Annotated in this window: 18 protein-coding genes; 9 read left to right on the plus strand and 9 right to left on the minus strand. The window is 72.6% G+C overall.

Annotated elements, in window-relative coordinates:
• Positions 1-155: 155 nt before the first annotated feature.
• On the plus strand, positions 156-527 hold the full coding sequence (locus tag RY076_RS14315) for a cupin domain-containing protein (RefSeq protein ID WP_323099228.1): 372 nt from the start codon (positions 156-158) through the stop codon (positions 525-527).
• A gap of 59 nt (positions 528-586) precedes the next feature.
• On the plus strand, positions 587-1,729 hold the full coding sequence (locus tag RY076_RS14320; protein ID WP_323099825.1) for an adenosine deaminase: 1,143 nt from the start codon (positions 587-589) through the stop codon (positions 1,727-1,729).
• A gap of 17 nt (positions 1,730-1,746) precedes the next feature.
• Here RY076_RS14320 and RY076_RS14325 read toward each other — a convergent pair whose 3' ends face one another.
• Genes RY076_RS14325 through deoC form a run of 5 tightly spaced genes read right to left on the minus strand, consistent with a single transcriptional unit; the run spans position 1,747 to position 6,485 of the window.
• A complete protein-coding gene (locus RY076_RS14325; protein WP_323099230.1) occupies positions 1,747-2,445 on the minus strand; it encodes an aspartate/glutamate racemase family protein in 699 nt (232 codons plus the stop codon).
• Positions 2,442-3,119, minus strand: coding sequence for a uridine kinase family protein (locus RY076_RS14330; RefSeq protein ID WP_323099232.1), 678 nt, complete (start codon positions 3,117-3,119; stop codon positions 2,442-2,444). Before RY076_RS14330 ends, RY076_RS14325 begins: the two co-directional genes overlap by 4 nt.
• Before the next feature lie 7 nt (positions 3,120-3,126).
• Entirely contained in the window at positions 3,127-4,014 is an 888-nt protein-coding gene (locus RY076_RS14335; RefSeq protein WP_323099233.1) for an aldehyde dehydrogenase family protein, read from the minus strand.
• Positions 4,011-5,483, minus strand: coding sequence for an aldehyde dehydrogenase family protein (locus RY076_RS14340; protein ID WP_323099234.1), 1,473 nt, complete (start codon positions 5,481-5,483; stop codon positions 4,011-4,013). The genes RY076_RS14335 and RY076_RS14340 overlap by 4 nt, the downstream gene beginning before the upstream one ends.
• 15 nt (positions 5,484-5,498) lie before the next feature.
• The gene (gene deoC / locus RY076_RS14345; RefSeq protein WP_413785783.1) at positions 5,499-6,485 is read right to left on the minus strand and encodes a deoxyribose-phosphate aldolase; all 987 of its coding nucleotides are present in this window, start codon (positions 6,483-6,485) and stop codon (positions 5,499-5,501) included.
• A 184-nt stretch (positions 6,486-6,669) separates the two neighbouring features.
• On the opposite strand from deoC, the gene RY076_RS14350 reads away from it, so the two are divergent.
• On the plus strand, positions 6,670-7,344 hold the full coding sequence (locus RY076_RS14350; protein ID WP_323099236.1) for a PH domain-containing protein: 675 nt from the start codon (positions 6,670-6,672) through the stop codon (positions 7,342-7,344).
• 88 nt (positions 7,345-7,432) lie between these two features.
• Here the strand turns inward: RY076_RS14350 and RY076_RS14355 are convergent, their stop codons facing one another.
• Together RY076_RS14355 and RY076_RS14360 are read right to left on the minus strand one after the other, a co-directional pair.
• On the minus strand, positions 7,433-9,118 hold the full coding sequence (locus RY076_RS14355; RefSeq protein WP_323099237.1) for a phospho-sugar mutase: 1,686 nt from the start codon (positions 9,116-9,118) through the stop codon (positions 7,433-7,435).
• Positions 9,118-9,951 carry a purine-nucleoside phosphorylase gene (locus tag RY076_RS14360; RefSeq protein ID WP_323099239.1) on the minus strand — a complete coding sequence of 278 codons (834 nt, stop codon included), beginning with the start codon at positions 9,949-9,951 and terminating at the stop codon, positions 9,118-9,120. Before RY076_RS14360 ends, RY076_RS14355 begins: the two co-directional genes overlap by 1 nt.
• A gap of 65 nt (positions 9,952-10,016) precedes the next feature.
• Between RY076_RS14360 and RY076_RS14365 the strand changes: the two genes are divergently transcribed.
• Entirely contained in the window at positions 10,017-11,420 is a 1,404-nt protein-coding gene (locus tag RY076_RS14365; protein WP_323099241.1) for an NAD(P)H-quinone dehydrogenase, read from the plus strand.
• Positions 11,421-11,452: 32 nt separating this feature from the next.
• Here the strand turns inward: RY076_RS14365 and RY076_RS14370 are convergent, their stop codons facing one another.
• The gene (locus tag RY076_RS14370) at positions 11,453-11,728 is read right to left on the minus strand and encodes a hypothetical protein (protein WP_323099242.1); all 276 of its coding nucleotides are present in this window, start codon (positions 11,726-11,728) and stop codon (positions 11,453-11,455) included.
• A 95-nt stretch (positions 11,729-11,823) separates the two neighbouring features.
• Here RY076_RS14370 and RY076_RS14375 point away from each other — a divergent pair, with 95 nt between their 5' ends.
• Positions 11,824-12,282, plus strand: coding sequence for an antitoxin (locus tag RY076_RS14375; protein ID WP_323099243.1), 459 nt, complete (start codon positions 11,824-11,826; stop codon positions 12,280-12,282).
• A gap of 79 nt (positions 12,283-12,361) precedes the next feature.
• Here the strand turns inward: RY076_RS14375 and RY076_RS14380 are convergent, their stop codons facing one another.
• Positions 12,362-14,140, minus strand: a complete 1,779-nt coding sequence (locus RY076_RS14380) for an acetyl/propionyl/methylcrotonyl-CoA carboxylase subunit alpha (protein WP_323099245.1) — start codon at positions 14,138-14,140, stop codon at positions 12,362-12,364.
• 118 nt (positions 14,141-14,258) lie between these two features.
• On the opposite strand from RY076_RS14380, the gene RY076_RS14385 reads away from it, so the two are divergent.
• Genes RY076_RS14385 through RY076_RS14400 form a run of 4 tightly spaced genes read left to right on the plus strand, consistent with a single transcriptional unit; the run spans position 14,259 to position 17,581 of the window.
• On the plus strand, positions 14,259-15,101 hold the full coding sequence (locus RY076_RS14385; RefSeq protein WP_323099247.1) for an aldo/keto reductase: 843 nt from the start codon (positions 14,259-14,261) through the stop codon (positions 15,099-15,101).
• Between the two features lie 32 nt (positions 15,102-15,133).
• Entirely contained in the window at positions 15,134-16,123 is a 990-nt protein-coding gene (locus RY076_RS14390; protein WP_323099249.1) for a glycosyltransferase family 2 protein, read from the plus strand.
• Between the two features lie 42 nt (positions 16,124-16,165).
• Complete coding sequence (locus RY076_RS14395; RefSeq protein WP_323099250.1) at positions 16,166-16,675, plus strand: DUF3806 domain-containing protein; 510 nt, start codon at positions 16,166-16,168, stop codon at positions 16,673-16,675.
• A gap of 24 nt (positions 16,676-16,699) precedes the next feature.
• Complete coding sequence (locus RY076_RS14400; protein WP_413785784.1) at positions 16,700-17,581, plus strand: tryptophan 2,3-dioxygenase; 882 nt, start codon at positions 16,700-16,702, stop codon at positions 17,579-17,581.
• Position 17,582 lies beyond the last annotated feature (1 nt).

Here is a 17,582-nt window from a genome sequence, read left to right on the forward strand (position 1 = left end):
GCACTGGTGACGGTGTGGGAGAGTAGGACGCAGCCGGACACACTTTCAGAAAGAGGCCCGCCCGGGCAGCAATACCCGGGCCGGGCCTCTTTCGCATACCCGGCCCCTTTTCCGGACTCGGCTCGGCATTGCGAGCCGGGGCGTAGGGTGGCCTCGTGCCTCATCTCATCCCCTCCCCGACCCGTATCCCCGTGCCCGGCGGCAAGGTCATCGACGAGCACGTCGGTGCCGTCAACAGCCCCGACTCCGGCCTCGGTTCCGCCGTGTCCGTGGCCCACATGTTGGCGCCGGCGGACTGGTCCGAGCCCTTCCAGACGCCCGAGTTCGACGAGATCACGCTCGTCCTGCGCGGCCAGGTGCTCGTGGACCACGACGGTGGCCAGATCGCGGTCGACGCTGGTCAGAGCGTCGTCACCAGGGCCGGCGAGCGGATCCGCTACTCCTGCGGACCCGATGGTGCCGAGTACGTCGCCGTGTGTCTCCCGGCCTTCAGCCCCGACACGGTCAACCGCGAGGACGAGCAGTGAGCGACGCGTCGCCGGACGCCGGCACCGCGACGCCCGCCGGAGGCGACCTCGCCGCGGACCTGCGCACCGCTCCGAAGGTCCTCCTGCACGACCACCTCGACGGCGGGCTGCGTCCGCAGACGATCATCGAGCTCGCCCCGGGGGTCGGCTACGACGAGCTCCCGGCCACCGAGGCCACGGCGCTGGGCACGTGGTTCCGCGAGAGCGCGAACTCCGGGTCCCTGCCCCGCTACCTCGAGACGTTCGACCACACGCTGGCCGTCATGCAGACCGAGGAGGGTCTCTTCCGGGTCGCGAGCGAGTGCGCCCAGGACCTCGCCACCGACGGGGTCGTCTACGCCGAGAGCCGCTACGCACCCGAGCAGCACCTGGGCCGGGGCCTGTCCCTCGAGGCGGTGGTCGAGGCCGTCAACGCCGGCTTCCGCGACGGCGAGGCCAGGGCCGCCGCGGCCGGCCATCCGATCCGGGTCGCGTCGCTGCTCACCGCCATGCGCCACGCGGCCAAGTCCACCGAGATCGCCGAGCTCGCGGTGCGCTACCGCGACCGGGGCGTGGCCGGCTTCGACATCGCGGGTGCGGAGGCCGGCTACCCGCCCACCCGCCACCTCGACGCCTTCGAGTACCTGCGCCGCGAGAACGCCCACTTCACGATCCACGCGGGCGAGGCCTTCGGGCTGCCCTCGATCTGGGAGGCCATCCAGTGGTGCGGCGCCGACCGGCTCGGCCACGGTGTGCGGATCGTCGACGACATCACCATCGACGACCGGCCGTTCGGCGAGTGGGTCGAGGACCACCGCGACGACCCGACGGCGCTCGTCCAGGTCGAGCTGGGGCGCGTGCGGCTCGGCCGGCTCGCGGCCTACGTGCGCGACATGCGCATCCCGCTCGAGATGTGCCCGTGCAGCAACCTGCAGACCTCGGCGGCCCTGTCGATCCCGTTGCACCCGATCACGCTGCTCAAGCGTCTGCGCTTCCGCGTCACGCTCAACACCGACAACCGGCTCATGAGCGACACGTCGATGACGAAGGAGTCGACCCTGCTCGCCGAGCAGGCCGGCTGGACGCTCACCGACTTCCGGTGGGTGGCCATCAACGCCATGAAGTCGGCCTTCATCCCCTTCGACGAGCGTCTCGGGCTCATCAACGAGGTCATCAAGCCCGGCTACGCAGCTCTCGGCTACGTCGCCTCACCCATGGGCTGACGCCCGCCCGACGGTCCTCAGGGCCGCGCGTCGAGCGCTGCGTCCACCGCGGCCTCGACGTGCAGCCGGGTCGTCGGGAACACCGGAACGGGGGAGTCCTGCTGCCCGACGAGAAGCTCGATCTCCGTGCATCCGAGGACGATGCCCTCGGCCCCCGCGGCCACGAGCCGTCCGATCACCTGCCGGTAGGCGGCCCGGGACTCCTCACGCACGACACCGAGGCACAGCTCCTCGTAGATGACGCGGTGCACCTCGGCGCGGTCCTGCTCCTCGGGGACGAGGACCGTCAGGCCGTGCGAGGCGAGGCGGTCACGCAGGAACGGCTGCTCCATCGTGTACGCCGTCGCGAGCAGCCCGACGCGGCTGATGCCCGCCCGCCGCACGGCGTCGGCGGTGACGTCGCCGATGTGCAGCAGCGGCACCGACACCGCGGCCTCGATCGCGTCGGCGACCCGGTGCATCGTGTTGGTGCACAGGACGAGCAGCTCGGCGCCGCCGCGCTCGAGGCCGGCAGCCGCGTCGGCGAGCAGGACGCCGGCGGCGTCCCAGTCGCCGGCCGCCTGCAGCCGTTCGACCTCGGCGAAGTCGACCGAGTGCAGCAGCAGCCTGGCCGAGGCGAGCCCGCCGACGCGGTCGCGGACGGCCTCGTTGGCAAGGCGGTAGTACTCGGCCGTGGACTCCCAGCTCATCCCGCCGAGCAGCCCGACGAGCCTCACGCGCGGCCTGCCCGGACCAGGTGGGTCAGCTCGGCCTCCGCCTCGTGCGGCGTGATGCACCGTGCCCCGAGCGACTGTGCCTCTGCGACGACGTGCGGCTCGTCGCGCAGCAGGGCCATGCCTCGTCGCACGAGGATGTGCGGCGGCTTGCGACGCTCGGCGAGGTCGCGCAGGAAGCGCCGCAACGCCGTGACGTAGCGGTTCTGCCGCACGCAGAGCGCGTCGGCGAGCAGGCCCTCCTCGCGCAACGGCGCCACGAGGCGCGCCGCGAAGAGCCCCTCGGCGAGCACGTAGTCCTCGGCTCCGGCCTCGACGGCGTGGCGACCGGTGACGGCCGAGGCGCCGATGTCGTACACCGGCACCTCGACGTGCCCGACGTCGATGAGCGTGCGCAGGGCCGCGACGGCGGCGTCGGCGTTCCACGAGTCGATGTGGTCCCAGTCGGGGATGCCGAGCGGGGACCGGGGCAGGCGCGGGTCGTCGTGCTCGCGGTAGAAGTCGTCGAGCCGCACGACGGGCCACCCGTGTGCCGCGCTGAGGCGCTCGGACAGCCTGCTCTTGCCCGCTCCGCTGGGACCGGTCACGAGGATGACGCGGCGACGCCGCGGGGAGGTGGTCCCCGCGGCGTCGGTCGTGCTGCTCGTGTCGTCCATGGCGTCGGCGGCGCGCGTCACCGCTGACTCACAGGCCCTTGGGGTGCCAGACGGTCTTCGTCTCGAGGAAGGCGCGGATGCGGGACAGGCCCGGCTCGGCGCTCCAGTCGGGCTCGACGGGCTGGCCGTCGGCGAGGGCGGGACGGTAGACGCGCTTGAGGTTGCCCGCGGCCTCGGCCTCCAGTGCAGCCCAGTCGACGCCGTCGGCGCCGGCGACGCCGGTGAGGTCGATGGCGTTGACGTCGCGGTGCGCGGCGAGCCACGAGGCGACCTCGCCCGTGCGGGCCGTGATGATGTTGACGACGCCGCCGGGGACGTCGGACGTGGCGAGGACCTCACCGAGCGTCACGGCCGGCAGCGGCCGGTCGGCAGAGGTGATGACGACCGCCGTGTTGCCCGACGCGATGACCGGGGCGATGACCGACACGAGCCCGAGCAGCGAGGAGGCCTGCGGCGCAAGGACGCCCACGACGCCAGTCGGCTCCGGAGCCGACACGTTGAAGTACGGGCCCGCGACCGGGTTGAGGTTGCCGAGCACCTGGGCGATCTTGTCGGTCCACCCGGCGTACCAGACGACCCGGTCGATCGCGGCGTCGACCGCGGCACCGGCGGCCCGGGCCGTGAGGCCCTCGCTCAGGGCGACCTCGTCGACGAACTGCGCGCGCCGACCTTCGAGGACCTCGGCGACGCGGTACAGGACCTGGCCGCGGTTGTAGGCCGTGGCACCCGACCAGCCGGGCAGTGCGGCGCGCGCGGCGACGACGGCGTCGCGAAGGTCCTTGCGCGAGCCCATCGAGGCGTTCGCGAGGAACTCGCCCTTGGCGGAGACGACCTCGTAGGAGCGGCCGGACTCGCTGCGCGGGAACTTGCCGCCGATGTAGAGCTTGTAGGTCTTGCGCACGTCGAGGCGGCTCATCGGGTGGCTCCCGTCAGGGTCGCAGGGGCAGTGGTCACGTAGGCCTCCAGCCCGTGCCGACCGCCCTCGCGGCCGTACCCGGACTCCTTGTAGCCGCCGAAGGGCGAGCTGGGGTCGAAGCGGTTGAAGGTGTTGGCCCAGACGACGCCGGCCTTGAGCTGGTCGGCCATCCAGAGGATGCGCGAGCCCTTCTCGGTCCAGACGCCGGCGGAGAGGCCATACGCCGTGTTGTTCGCCTTCGCGACCGCCTCCTGCGGCGTGCGGAAGGTGAGCACCGTGAGGACCGGCCCGAAGATCTCCTCCGTGGCGACCCGGTGGCTCTGCGAGACCCCGGTCAGCAGGGTCGGCGGGAACCAGAAGCCCTTGCCCGGCAGGGTGCACGCCGGGCTCCAGCGCTCGGCGCCCTCGGCGACACCGGCGTCGACGAGGGTCGTGATGCGGTCGAGCTGCTCACGCGAGTTGATCGCGCCGAGGTCGCTGTTCTTGTCCATCGGGTCGCCGACGATCAGCGTCTGCAGGCGTCGCTTGAGCTTGGCGATGACCTGGTCGTGGACGTTCTCCTGCACGAGCAGGCGCGAACCGGCGCAGCACACCTGGCCCTGGTTGAAGAAGATGCCGCCGACGATGCCCTCGACGGCCTGGTCGATCGGGGCGTCGTCGAAGATGATGTTGGCGGCCTTGCCGCCGAGCTCGAGCGTCGCCTTCTTGCTGGTGCCGGCGATCGACCGGGCGATGATCTTGCCGACCTCGGTGGAGCCGGTGAACGCGATCTTGTCGACGTCGGGGTGCTCGACGAGCGCCTGGCCGGTGCGGCCGTCGCCCGTGACGACGTTGACGACGCCCGCGGGGAGCCCGGCCTGCTGGCAGACCTCGGCGAACAGGAGGGCGCTCAGCGGCGTGGTCTCGGCCGGCTTGAGCACGACGGTGTTGCCCGTGGCGAGCGCCGGGGCGACCTTCCAGGCGAGCATGAGCAGCGGGAAGTTCCACGGGATGACCTGCCCGACGACGCCGTGCGGTCGGGGCGCGTCGGAGCCCGGCATGGAGAGGCCGGCATACTCCAGCTTGTCGGCCCAGCCGGCGTGGTAGAAGAAGTGCGCCGCCGCCGTGGGCACGTCGAAGTCGCGGGTCTCCTTGATCGGCTTGCCGTTGTCGAGGGTCTCGAGGACGGCGAACTCGCGGGCGCGCTCCTGCAGGATGCGCGCGATGCGGAAGAGGTACTTGCCGCGCTCGGCGCCGGACAGGCGACCCCATTCGCCCTCGTAGGCGCGACGGGCGGCCGCGACCGCCTTGTCGACGTCCTTGGGGCCGGCCTGGCTGACTTCGGCCAGGACCGTCTCGTCGGCGGGGTTGATGGTGGGGAAGGTCGCCTTGGGCCGGGTGAAGGCGCCGTCGATGAAGAGGCCGTAGGACTTCTCGATGGTGACGATGGCGCGCGACTCGGGCGCGGGGGCGTACTCGAAGGTGGGCATCAGTGGGGTCCTCGGTCAGTCGATCGTCACGTAGTCGGCACCGGAGTAGGCCCCGGTGGCGAGCTTCTGCCGCTGCAGCAGGAGGTCGTTGAGCAGGCTGGAGGCACCGAAGCGGAACCACTCCGGCGTCATCCAGTCGTCGCCGGCGATCTCGCTGACCATGACGAGGTACTTGATGGCGTCCTTGGTCGTCTTGATGCCGCCCGCGGGCTTGACGCCGACCTGCACACCGGTGGCCTCGCGCCAGTCGCGCACGGCCTCGAGCATGATGAGCGTGACCGGCAGCGTGGCGGCCGGCTGAACCTTGCCGGTGGAGGTCTTGATGAAGTCGCCGCCGGCGAGCATCGACAGGTAGGAGGCGCGACGGACGTTGTCGTAGGTGACGAGCTCGCCGGTCTCCATGATGACCTTGAGGTGCGCGGCGCCACACGCCTGCTTGACCTCGGCGATCTGGTTGAACACCGTGAGGTAGTCGCCCGAGAGGAACGCGCCGCGGTCGATGACCATGTCGATCTCGTCGGCCCCGGCGCGCACGGCGTCACGGGTGTCGGCGAGCTTGACCGGCATGCTCGCCCGACCGGACGGGAAGGCCGTGGCCACGGCGGCGACGTGGATGCCGCTGTCGCCGAGGGCCGCCTTGGCGGTCTCGACCATGTCGCCGTAGACACAGATCGCGGCGGGACGCGGCGTCGTGGGGTCGAGCGGGTCGGGGACGAGGGCCTTGGTGCACAGCGAGCGCACCTTGCCGACCGTGTCGGCGCCCTCGAGCGTCGTCAGGTCGATCATCCCGATCGCCGTGTCGATGGCCCACGCCTTGCTCGTCGTCTTGATCGACCGGGTGCCGAGCGAGGCGGCCCGCGCCTCGCAGCCGACCTGGTCGACGCCGGGGAGGCCGTGGAGCCATGAGGTGAGCGCGTTGTTGGTCAGGCGCGACACGCCCAGGACGTCCCGCGCCTGTGCGGTGAGCTCCTGCGCGGTGCGCGTCGTCGTGCTAACAGTCACCCGCCGAGTCTATCCACGATCCGAGACGCCACCGACCGCGTCGGTGCAGGCCCGACAGCGCCCGCCGGTGCCCGCCGGTGCCCGCTCACGGGTGCGCGTGAGAGGGTCTGGCGATGGCGCGCGGACCCGGACCGCGCACCATGGGCGACCGGTGGGACCGGTCGCAGCAGAACGAGGAGGACACGTGAGCCGCGACGACGAGGCGTTCGACGCCGCACCCCCGGGCGGGGACGCCGAGGCCGAGCCGACCGGCCTGGGCCCGCTCCGCGATGCCCGCACGCTGCGCCCCGGATCGTCGGTCGCCGTCGGCATCGTCGGTCTCGTCTGCGGCCTGGCCCTGCTCGTGCCCGCCATCCTCGTGCCGCCGCCGAGCTGGACGCTCATCTCGAGCATCGCGCTGGCGTTCGTGCTGCTGTGGCTGTTCGTCGTGCGCCCGAGCGCGGTCATCCACGCCGAAGGGGTGCGCCTCATCAACCCGATGCGCGTCGTCGACGTCACGTGGCCGGCCATCGACGAGGTGCGCTCGCGCTGGGCGCTCGAGCTGTTCTCCGGCGGTCGCAAGTTCACCGCCTGGGCGGTGCCGTCCGACCCGGGCCGCCCGCGCTACGGCCGTCAGGCCCTCGCCATCGGCGCCAACCGCCTTCGCGGCCCGGCGGCGCCCGAGGTGGACCCGCGCCCCAAGCGCCCGAAGATCGAGGCCCAGACCGTCGCCGCCGAGATCGAGGCGCTGCGCGAGGAGGACCGGCGTCGCAAGGACGGTCGCACGCCCCGCATCGCCGTGCAGTCCTGGGACCCGGTGTCCGTGGGCCTGCTGGTCGCCGGGATCGCGTTCTTCGTCATCGGGACCTTCGTCGTCTGACGCGTGACGCCGCCGGCGCCCGGCAGGGCACCGACGGCGTCGGGTCGGGTGTCGCGGTGGGCGGCCAACCCGTTCGCCCTCTGCGTCGTCAGAGCGCCGTGAGGCTCTCGAGGTCGGCGCGCACCGCGGCCAGGCGCGTCTCGGCCGTGGCGCGGGCCGCCGGCAGCGCCTCGGCGTCGGAGACCGGCTCGATGACCTCGAGGTACACCTTCACCTTGGGCTCGGTGCCGCTCGGGCGCACGATGACGCGCGAGTCGTCGTCGAGGAACCAGCGCAGGCCCTCGGTCGGGGGCAGGCCACCGTCGCCGCGCGCCAGGTCGTCGATGCGCGCCACGGAGACACCGGCCACCGACGTCGGCGGCTCGGAGCGCAGTCGCTCCATGAGGGTGTCGGTCTGCGAGAGGTCCGAGACCCGCACCGAGAACGAGTCGGTGGCGTGGACGCCGTGCTCGGTGGCGAGGTCGTCGAGCAGGTCGGTCAGGGTGCGCCCCTGCGCCTTGAGCGACGCGGCGAGCTCGGCGAGCAGCAGGGCTGCGCTGACGCCGTCCTTGTCACGGACGAGCTGGGGCGCGACGCAGTAGCCGAGCGCCTCCTCGTAGCCGTAGCGCAGGCCGGGCACGCGCGAGATCCACTTGAAGCCGGTGAGCGTCTCCTCGTGGGCGAGCCCGGCGGCGCGCGCGATGGCCGCGAGCAGGCGCGAGGACACGATCGAGTTGGCGAAGACGTCACCCTCGGCGACCCCGCGGTGCACGACGTGCGCCCCGAGGAGCGCCCCGACCTCGTCGCCGCGCAGCATCCGCCACTCGCCGAGGGCCGGGTCGTGGATCGCCGCGGCGCAGCGGTCGGCGTCGGGGTCGTTGGCGATGACGAGGTCGCACTGCGTGGCGCGCGCCCGGGCCAGGGCGAGGTCGATGGCGCCCTTCTCCTCGGGGTTCGGGAAGGCGACGGTGGGGAAGTCCGGATCGGGAACGGCCTGCTCGTCGACGGCCGAGAGGGCCCCGAAGCCGGCGCGCTGGAAGGCCGCCGTCACGGTGCCGTGGCCGACGCCGTGCAGGCTCGTGTGCACGATCGCGAGGTCGCGCGGCGAGTCCGGGTCGACGACCGTGACGACGGCGTCGAGGTAGTCGCCGAGCAGCTCGTCGCCCAGGGTCTCCCACCCCTCGTGGGCGCGGGGCACGTCGGCGACACGCACGACGCGGGAGATGTGGGCGGCGATCTGCGCGTCGGACGGGGGCACGATCTGGCTGCCGTCGCCGAGGTAGACCTTGTAGCCGTTGTCCTGCGGCGGGTTGTGGCTCGCCGTGACCATGACGCCGGCGTCGGCGCCGAGGTGGCGGATCGCGAAGGCGAGGACCGGCGTCGGCAGCGGCTGGGGGAGCAGGAGCGCTCGACCGCCGGCGGCGACGACGACCGCCGCGGTGTCGCGGGCGAAGACGTCGGAGTTGTAGCGGGCGTCGTAGCCGACGACGACGGTCGGGTGGGTGCCGGCACCGCCCTCGGCCTTGAGGTAGGCGGTCAGGCCCGCTGCGGCGCGGATGACGACGCTGCGGTTCATCCGGTTCGGGCCGGCCCCGAGCGCGCCACGTAGGCCGGCCGTGCCGAACTCGAGCAGGCCGGCGAACCGGTCGGCGAGGTCGGTGCGAGCGTCGACGTCACCGGCCGACGCCCGCTGCAGCAGCGCGTCGAGCTCGCCACGGGTCGTGGGGTCGGGGTCGTCGTCGCGCCACGCGGCGGCGTCGGCGAGGAGCGTGTCGGCGCCGGGCTCGCCCGCCATCAGATGCGTCCCACCACGGCGGCGAGGAGGCGGCCGCAGCGCTCGGCCGCGGCGCGTCCGGCCTCGAGGACCTCGTCGTGGTGCAGCGGCGTCTCGGAGATGCCGGCCGCGAGGTTGGTGACGAGCGAGATGCCGAGGACGTCGAGGCCGCTCTGCCGGGCCGCGATGGCCTCGAGCGAGGTCGACATGCCGACGAGGTCGCCGCCGATGACCTTGGCCATGCGCACCTCGGCCGGGGTCTCGTAGTGCGGTCCGCGGAACTGGACGTAGACGCCCTCGTCGAGGTCCGGGTCGACCTCGCGGGCCAGCTGGCGCAGGCGCGGGGTGTAGACGTCGGTGAGGTCGACGAAGTTCGCGCCCTCGACGGGGGAGTGCGCTGTGAGGTTGATGTGGTCACGGATGAGGACCGGGGTGCCGGGGGCCCACGCCGGGTTGAGGCCGCCGCAGCCGTTCGTCAGCACGATGGTGCTGCACCCGGCGGCCTTCGCCGTGCGGACGCCGTGGACGACCGAGCGCACGCCCCGGCCCTCGTAGAAGTGCGTGCGGGTGCCGAAGACCAGCGCCCGGCGACCGGTGTCGCCGATGGCGACCGACCGCATCGTGCCCGAGTGCCCCGCGACGGCCGCACGGTGGAAGCCGGGGACGTCGGCGTTCTCGATCGTGGCGAGGGTCTCGCCGACGAGGTCGGCCGTCTGGCCCCAGCCGGAGCCGAGGACGAGGGCGACGTCGTGGCGCTCGACGCCGGTGCGCTCGGCGATGACGGCGGCAGCGGCGTCGGCGACGGCGAAGGGGTCGGTGGAGGGGTCGGCGAGGTCGAGGTGCGTCGTGGTCACGTTCAGGACTCTAGCGACGCCGTCCACGTGGCGGACACCAGTCGGCGGGATGGTTGGATGGACGCGTGATCACGCGTGAGACGTCCGTTGTCATCATCGGGGGCGGCCCGGGCGGGTACGAGGCGGCGCTCGTCGCAGCCCAGCTCGGCGCGCAGGTCACCGTCGTCGAGAAGGATGGTGTCGGCGGCGCCGCGGTGCTGACCGACTGCGTGCCGAGCAAGGCGCTCATCGCCACCGCCGACTACATGTCCGACTTCGAGACCGCCTCGCGGCTCGGCGTGCGCCTGCAGGACGACGACGGCGACGAGGTGTCCGACGCCGTCGCCCAGGCCCGCACCGTCAACGGCCGCATCCTCGAGCTCGCCGCCGCGCAGAGCGGGGACATCCGCGGCAGCCTCGAGCAGGTCGGCGTCACCGTCCTGACCGGCTCGGCCCGGCTCGCCTCGCGCGACCTCGTCGTCGCCACCCTCGAGGACGGCAGCACCCGCGAGCTCTCGGCCGACGTCGTGCTCCTCGCCACCGGGGCCTCGCCCCGCGTCATGGACACCATGCGCCCCGACGGCGAGCGCATCCTCACCTGGCAGCAGATCTACGCCCTCGACGAGCTGCCCGAGCGGATCATCGTCATCGGCTCCGGCGTCACCGGCGCCGAGCTCGCGCAGGCCTACCTCGGCCTCGGCTCGCAGGTCGTCCTCGTCTCCTCCCGCGACCGGGTGCTGCCGGGCGAGGACGCCGACGCCGCCACCGTCATCGAGGACGTCTTCCGCAAGCGCGGCATGGAGGTGCTCAACAAGTCGCGCGCCGCGTCGGTCGAGCGCACCGCCGACGGTGTCGTCGTCACCCTCGTCGACGGGCGGACCGTCGAGGGCTCGCACGCCCTGCTCGCCGTCGGGTCGATGCCGAACACGGCCGGCCTCGGGCTCGAGGAGGCCGGCGTCGAGCTGAGCCAGTCCGGGCACGTCCAGGTCGACCGGGTCTCGCGCACGAGCGTCGGCGGCGTGTACGCGGCCGGCGACTGCACCGGCGTCCTGCCCCTCGCCTCCGTCGCCGCCATGCAGGGCCGCATCGCCATGTGGCACGCCCTCGGCGACGCCGTCGCGCCGCTCAACGTGCGCGGCGTCGCCGCGAACATCTTCACCGAGCCCGAGATCGCGACCGTCGGCATCAGCCAGAACGCCGCCGACGAGTCACCCGACGTCGAGTCGGTGATGCTGCCGCTGGCCCGCAACCCGCGCGCCAAGATGCAGGGCATCACCGACGGCTTCGTCAAGCTGTTCTGCCGCAAGGTCTACGGCACGGTGCTGGGCGGGGTCGTCGTCGCGCCGAAGGCCTCCGAGCTGGTCTTCCCCGTGGCGCTCGCCGTGCAGAACCGGCTCTCGGTCGACCAGGTGTCGAGCACCATCACCGTGTACCCGTCGCTGTCCGGCTCGATCGCCGAGGCCGCGCGCCAGCTGCACCAGGCCGACTGAGCCGGCGCGTCAGCGCCGACCGAACCGACGCCTCAGCTGCGGGTCGGGCCGTCCGGTCCGGACGCGTCCGGACCGGACCCGTCGTCGGTGCCCGGGCCGTCGCCGTCGGTCCCGCGGGCCTCGCCGTCGAGGTCCTCCGGAGCGCGACCCTCCTCGCGGGCCCACCGCTCGCGACGTCGCTTCGAGACGCGGTCGCGCAGCCACCGCTGGAAGAGCCAGAAGAGCAGGACGAAGACGAGCGCGACGATGAGGTTCGTCACCGTGAAGCCGTTCGGCTGGGTCGTGGCAGTGGGCAGGGTCGCAAGCACCCCAGCAGTGTGCCAGAGGCGTAACGTCGGGCCGGTGGCGGCATCGCCGCCGTCCGGGGTGCTCGCCGCCCCGGCCCAGCCATCCCGGAGGACACGTGAGCGACTGGATCAACAAGGCGAAGGACTTCCTCAAGGGCCACCCCGACCAGGTCGGACAGGGGCTCGACAAGGCCGAGGATCTGATCAACGAGAAGACCGGCGGCACGTACGCCGAGCAGGTCGACCAGGGCGGCGACAAGGTGCGCGAGGCGCTCGGGCTGCCGCCCGAGGCCGACGACACCGTGCCGACGCCGGGCGACCCGACGCCACCGCCCGCCCCGACCCCTGCCCCCGAGCCGGGCCCCGCCCCGGTCCCGACGCCGCCGCCCACGCCCGAGCCCACGCCGGTGCCGACGCCGGAGCCCGGCCCCGCGACGCCGCCTCCGAGCGTGCCCGTCGACCCCAACGACCCGAGCCCCGTCGACCCGTCCCTGCCCGGCGGTCCGGGGCCCTCGGAGATCCCGCCGTCCGGCTCGGACGACATCACGCTCGGAGATCCGCCCCCGAAGTCCTGAGGCGCGGGCTCGACACGAACCGGACGCGCGAAGGGCCGTCACCCCACCGGGTGACGGCCCTTCGTCGCGCGGGAGGGGCTCAGCCCTCGGCGTCCTTGATCTCGGCGAGGACGGCGCCGGAGGTGACGGTTTCGCCGACGGCCGCGGTGAGACCGGTGACGACGCCGTCCTTGTGCGCCGTGATCGGCTGCTCCATCTTCATCGCCTCGAGGACGACGACGAGGTCGCCGGCGGCGACGGTCGCACCGTCCTCGACGGCGATCTTGACGATCGTGCCCTGCATCGGCGCGGTGAGGGAGTCGCCCGAGACCGCCGCGCCACCCTTGGAGCCGCCCGAGCGCTTCGGGGCCTTCTTCTTCGCCGCTCCCGCGCCGTTGCCGATCGCGAGGCCTCCGGGCAGGGACACCTCGAGCCGGCGTCCGCCGACCTCGACGACGACGGTGTGGCGCTCCTCGGCCTCCGGTGCGTCGGCAGCGGCGCCGGCGTAGGCCGGGATCTGGTTGTCGAACTCGGTCTCGATCCAGCGCGTGTGGATCGTGAACTTCTCGGCAGGGTCGGCCGGGGCGAACGCCGGGTCGGCCACGACGGCGCGGTGGAACGGGGTCACCGTCGGCATGCCGTCGATCTCGAGCTCGCCGAGGGCGCGGCGGGCGCGCTCGAGCGCCTGGGTGCGGTCGCGGCCGGTGACGATGAGCTTGGCGATCATCGAGTCGAAGGCGCCGGCGACGGTGTCGCCCTCGACGATGCCGGCGTCCCAGCGCACGCCCGGACCGTGCGGCACGACCATGCGCGTGACCGTGCCGGGCGCGGGCAGGAAGCCGCGACCGGCGTCCTCGCCGTTGATGCGGAACTCGATCGAGTGGGCGTGCGGCTCGGGGTCGTCGTAGTCGAGGCGCTCGCCGTTCGCGATGCGGAACTGCTCGCGGACCAGGTCGATGCCGGTGACCTCCTCGGAGACCGGGTGCTCGACCTGCAGGCGGGTGTTGACCTCGAGGAAGCTGATGTCGCCCTGCGGACCGACGAGGAACTCGCACGTGCCGGCGCCGACGTAGCCGGCCTCTTTGAGGATGGCCTTGGACGCTCGGAGCAGCTCGGTGTGCTGGGCCTCGGTGAGGAACGGGGCCGGTGCCTCCTCGACGAGCTTCTGGTTGCGACGCTGCAGGGAGCAGTCGCGCGTCGAGACGATGACGACGTTGCCGTGCTGGTCGGCCAGGCACTGGGTCTCGACGTGCCGCGGGTGGTCGAGGAACCGCTCGACGAAGCACTCGCCGCGACCGAAGGCCGTGACGGCCTCGCGGACCGCGGACTCGAACAGGTGCGGGATCTCCTCGATGGTGCGGGCGACCTTGAGGCCGCGGCCACCGCCACCGTAGGCGGCCTTGATGGCGACCGGCAGACCGTGCTCCTGGGCGAACGCGACGACCTCGTCGGCGTCGGCGACCGGGTCCTTCGTGCCGGGCACGAGCGGGGCACCGGCCTTCGTCGCGATGTGGCGCGCCTTGACCTTGTCGCCGAGGGAGTCGATGGCCTCGGGGCCCGGGCCGATCCACGTCAGTCCGGCGTCGATGACCTTCTTCGCGAAGTCGGCGTTCTCGGCGAGGAAGCCGTAGCCCGGGTGGACCGCGTCGGCGCCGGCCTGACGTGCGACGTCGAGCAGCTTGTCCTGCAGCAGGTAGCTCTCACCGGGGGTCGAGCCACCGAGCGCGAACGCCTCGTCGGCCACCTTGACGTGCAGGGCTTCGCGGTCCGGGTCGGCGTACACGGCGACCGAGGCGATGCCGGAGTCCTTGCAGGCGCGGGCGATTCGGACGGCGATCTCACCCCGGTTGGCGATGAGGACCTTGCTGATGGGAGCCATGGTCCGGACTCTAGCGGCTCGGCGCGGCCCAACTTCGGGGCCACCGGTGTTATTCCCGGCCGTCTCGCCGTGAGGTCCAGCACATCGCCACCGCGGCCCTCGACCTAGCGTGGGAGGCATGACGACACACCATGACGTCCCCACCCTGCCCCTCGGCCACGCCAGCACCCCCGGCCTCGCCGTTCCCCAGCTCGGCTTCGGCGTCTGGGAGGTGCCGGACGCCGAGGTCGACGCCGCCGCCGGCCGTGCGCTGGAGGTCGGCTACCGCCACCTCGACACGGCGCGGATCTACGGCAACGAGGAGGGCATCGGCCGCGTCCTCGCCGCGTCGGACCTGCCGCGCGACGACGTCTTCGTCACGACGAAGGTCTGGAACGACGACCACGGCCACGTGCGCAGCGCGTTCGAGGCGTCGATGGGTCGGCTCGGCCTCGACGTGCTCGACCTCTTCCTCATCCACTGGCCTGCGCCGAAGCAGGACCGCTTCGTCGAGGCGTGGCGCACCCTGCTCGAGCTGCAGCAGGAGGGCCGCGTCCGATCGGTCGGCGTCTGCAACTTCCAGGTGCCGCACCTGCAGCGCCTCCTCGACGAGACGGGCGTGCTGCCCTCGATCAACCAGGTCGAGCTGAGCCCGTACCTGCAGCAGCGCGAGCTGCGCGCCTTCCACGACGAGCACGGCATCGTCACCGAGGCGTGGAGCCCGCTGGCCGTCCGTGCCGGGCTCCTCGAGGACCCGGTCGTCACGGGCATCGCGCAGCGGTACGACGTGTCCCCGGCCCGAGTGGTGCTCCGGTGGCACGTCGAGCTCGGCAACGTCGTGCTGACTCGGTCGGTCACCCCGGAGCGCATCGAGGAGAACGCCCGCGTCTTCGACTTCGCCCTCGACGGCGACGACCTCGACGCGCTGGCCGGTCTCGACCGCGGCACGCGCACGGGGCCGGACCCCGACACGTTCGGCTGACGACCGCCCGTGCCCGTCACTACTGTGCGGGCATGGAGGGCTGGGAGGCCGCGCGGAAGAAGCCTCGCTCGCACGTCTCCCTGCCGACGCTGAGCGTCTGCGTCGTGACGTACGAGCGGCCCGCGTTCCTCGACCGGTGCCTCGCCGGGCTCGCCGCCCTCGAGGACCCGGTCGAGGAGGTTGTCGTCGTCGACGCCTCGGCCGCGGACCGGAGCGCTTACGTCGATGCGCACGGCCTGCCGCTGCGCTTCGTGTGGGCCCCACAGCTGGCCGGGTGGATGACGCGCTCGCGCAACGAGGCGCTGCGCTGGGTGACCGGGGACGTCGTGGCGTTCCTCGACGACGACGTCGTCGTCGGCGCCGGATGGTCACGTGCCCTGCGGGCGGTCTTCGGTGACGCGTCCGTGGCGGCCGCCGCCGGGCGCACTCGCAACGGCATCGAGGGGGAGGAGCACTACGACCAGCCGGTGGGCCGGTACCTGCCCACTGGCCGTCTCACCGAGGGTTTCGCCGTGACCGCTGCGGAGCCGTTCGAGGTCGACCACGGGATCGGGGCGAACATGGTGTTCCGCCGGACCGTGCTGGCCGACCTCGGCGGTTTCCGGGACGACTACCCGGGTACCGCGCTGCGCGAGGACACCGACGTGTTCCTGCGCGTCCGACGTGTGGGAGGTCGTGTCCTCTTCGCCCCGGATGCCGTCGTCGACCACCGGCCGGCGCCGCACGTCAGAGGCGCGCGCTTCGACACGCGCTACAAGCTGTACGGCCGGCGCAACCACCTGGTGCTGCTCGCCCGGCACCGTGGCCTCGGCTCTGCGGACGTGTGGCGCTGGGTGACCGGCGAGCTGCGCGGTGTCGCGGACGCGTCGGGGCTGCGGGGCCGGTCGCTGCGGCTGGGGGTGACGGTCGTCGGCGTCGCATGGGGTCTGGGCGCCGCGGTGCGCCAGGCCTCGTGGGGGCCGACCGAGCCGCGCCGGGCGGGGTCGCAGGCGCAGGAGATCCGGGCCCGTCTCTCGCGCTGAGCGGGGCTGGGCTGCTCCCGCGGGCCGCAGTACGTTGGCGGCATGGGTCTGTTCTCGCGTCGCAAGAGCTCCGAGTCCGTCACCGAGCCCGCGGAGGTCGACGAGGGACCCGAGCCCGACGACTCCCTCGTGCCCACGGTGTCAGGGCGCCCGGAGAGCCGGCCCCTGGACGACGAGGAACGCGCGCGGATCGCGTCGGGCCTCGACCGTGCAGCGGCAATCGGCGTCGACGTCGACGACCTCGACTCCATCGGTTCCCACTTCGACGAGCAGTTCCGCGCGGTGCAGGCCGACCCCGCGGCAGGTGGCGGGTCCGACATCATCGTCGACACGTTCGCCATCGCGATCGGTGAGCACCTGACCCGGCACAGCGCCCGCGAGTGGGCTGTCGTCACGGACGTGTTCGGCACGGACCTCGGCCTCGTGGCGGCCCGGGCCGACACCGTCGTCGTACCGCACAACCTCGTCGGCGCGCGGTGGATGCGTGGGGAGACCGGGTGGATCCCGGGCGTCGTCTCGCACCTGGTCCGGCTGCGGCCGAGGGTGCGCTGAACCCGCCCCCCTAGGATCGCGGGCATGGACGAGGCCGTCGGTGGAACCGGTGCAATGGACCCGCGCAGCAGGCGCGAGCTGGAGCAGGGGATCGAGCGTGACTTCACGCGACGGATGTCCTACGGCGACTACCTCCGGCTGGACACGCTGCTGAGCGCCCAGCAGCCGCTGAGCGACCCGCCCCAGCACGACGAGCTGCTGTTCATCATCCAGCACCAGACGTCCGAGCTGTGGCTCAAGCTGATGATTCACGAGCTGCGTTCTGCCCGAGGCCTGCTCGCATCCGACGAGCTCGCTCCGGCGCTCAAGAGGCTGGCGCGGGTCAAGCACATCCAGCACACCCTGACCGACCAGTGGTCGGTGCTCGCGACGCTGACGCCGAGTGAGTACGCGCAGATCCGCCCGTTCCTCGCGACGAGCTCGGGCTTCCAGTCGGCGCAGTACCGGGAGGTCGAGTTCCTGCTCGGCAACAAGAACGCCGACATGGTGGCGGTCTTCTCGCACGACGAGGCGGCCCGGACCGCTCTCGACGCGCTGCTCCACGAGCCGAGCCTCTACGACACCTTCCTCGCGTACCTGGCGCGGCGGGGGTACGCGGTGCCGGGCACCCTCCTGGACCGTGACTGGAGCCAGCCCTACCGGCACGACCCGGGCCTCGTCGACGTCTTCGCCGAGGTGTACGCGGCCCCGCACGACCACTGGGGTGTGTACGAGACGTGCGAGGAGCTCGTCGACCTCGAGGACAACTTCCAGCAGTGGCGTTTCCGCCACCTGCAGGTCGTGCAGCGCACCATCGGGCAGAAGGTCGGCACCGGCGGCTCGAGCGGCGTCGACTTCCTGCGTCGCGCGCTGGACCTCACGTTCTTCCCGGAGCTCTACGAGGTCCGGACCAGGATCGGAGGCTGAC

This window comes from Intrasporangium zincisolvens, assembly GCF_034724055.1.
Lineage (GTDB): Bacteria > Actinomycetota > Actinomycetes > Actinomycetales > Dermatophilaceae > Monashia > Monashia zincisolvens.

What these genes read in the sequence shown, in the direction of transcription:
- RY076_RS14390 (WP_323099249.1), top strand. Translation starts at nt 15,134, where the DNA reads ATGGAGGGCTGGGAGGCCGCGCGGAAGAAGCCTCGCTCGCACGTCTCC.
- RY076_RS14380 (WP_323099245.1), bottom strand. Translation starts at nt 14,140, where the DNA reads ATGGCTCCCATCAGCAAGGTCCTCATCGCCAACCGGGGTGAGATCGCC.
- RY076_RS14355 (WP_323099237.1), bottom strand. Translation starts at nt 9,118, where the DNA reads ATGGCGGGCGAGCCCGGCGCCGACACGCTCCTCGCCGACGCCGCCGCG.
- RY076_RS14335 (WP_323099233.1), bottom strand. Translation starts at nt 4,014, where the DNA reads ATGAGCCGCCTCGACGTGCGCAAGACCTACAAGCTCTACATCGGCGGC.
- RY076_RS14400 (WP_413785784.1), top strand. Translation starts at nt 16,700, where the DNA reads ATGGACGAGGCCGTCGGTGGAACCGGTGCAATGGACCCGCGCAGCAGG.
- RY076_RS14385 (WP_323099247.1), top strand. Translation starts at nt 14,259, where the DNA reads ATGACGACACACCATGACGTCCCCACCCTGCCCCTCGGCCACGCCAGC.
- RY076_RS14395 (WP_323099250.1), top strand. Translation starts at nt 16,166, where the DNA reads ATGGGTCTGTTCTCGCGTCGCAAGAGCTCCGAGTCCGTCACCGAGCCC.
- RY076_RS14340 (WP_323099234.1), bottom strand. Translation starts at nt 5,483, where the DNA reads ATGCCCACCTTCGAGTACGCCCCCGCGCCCGAGTCGCGCGCCATCGTC.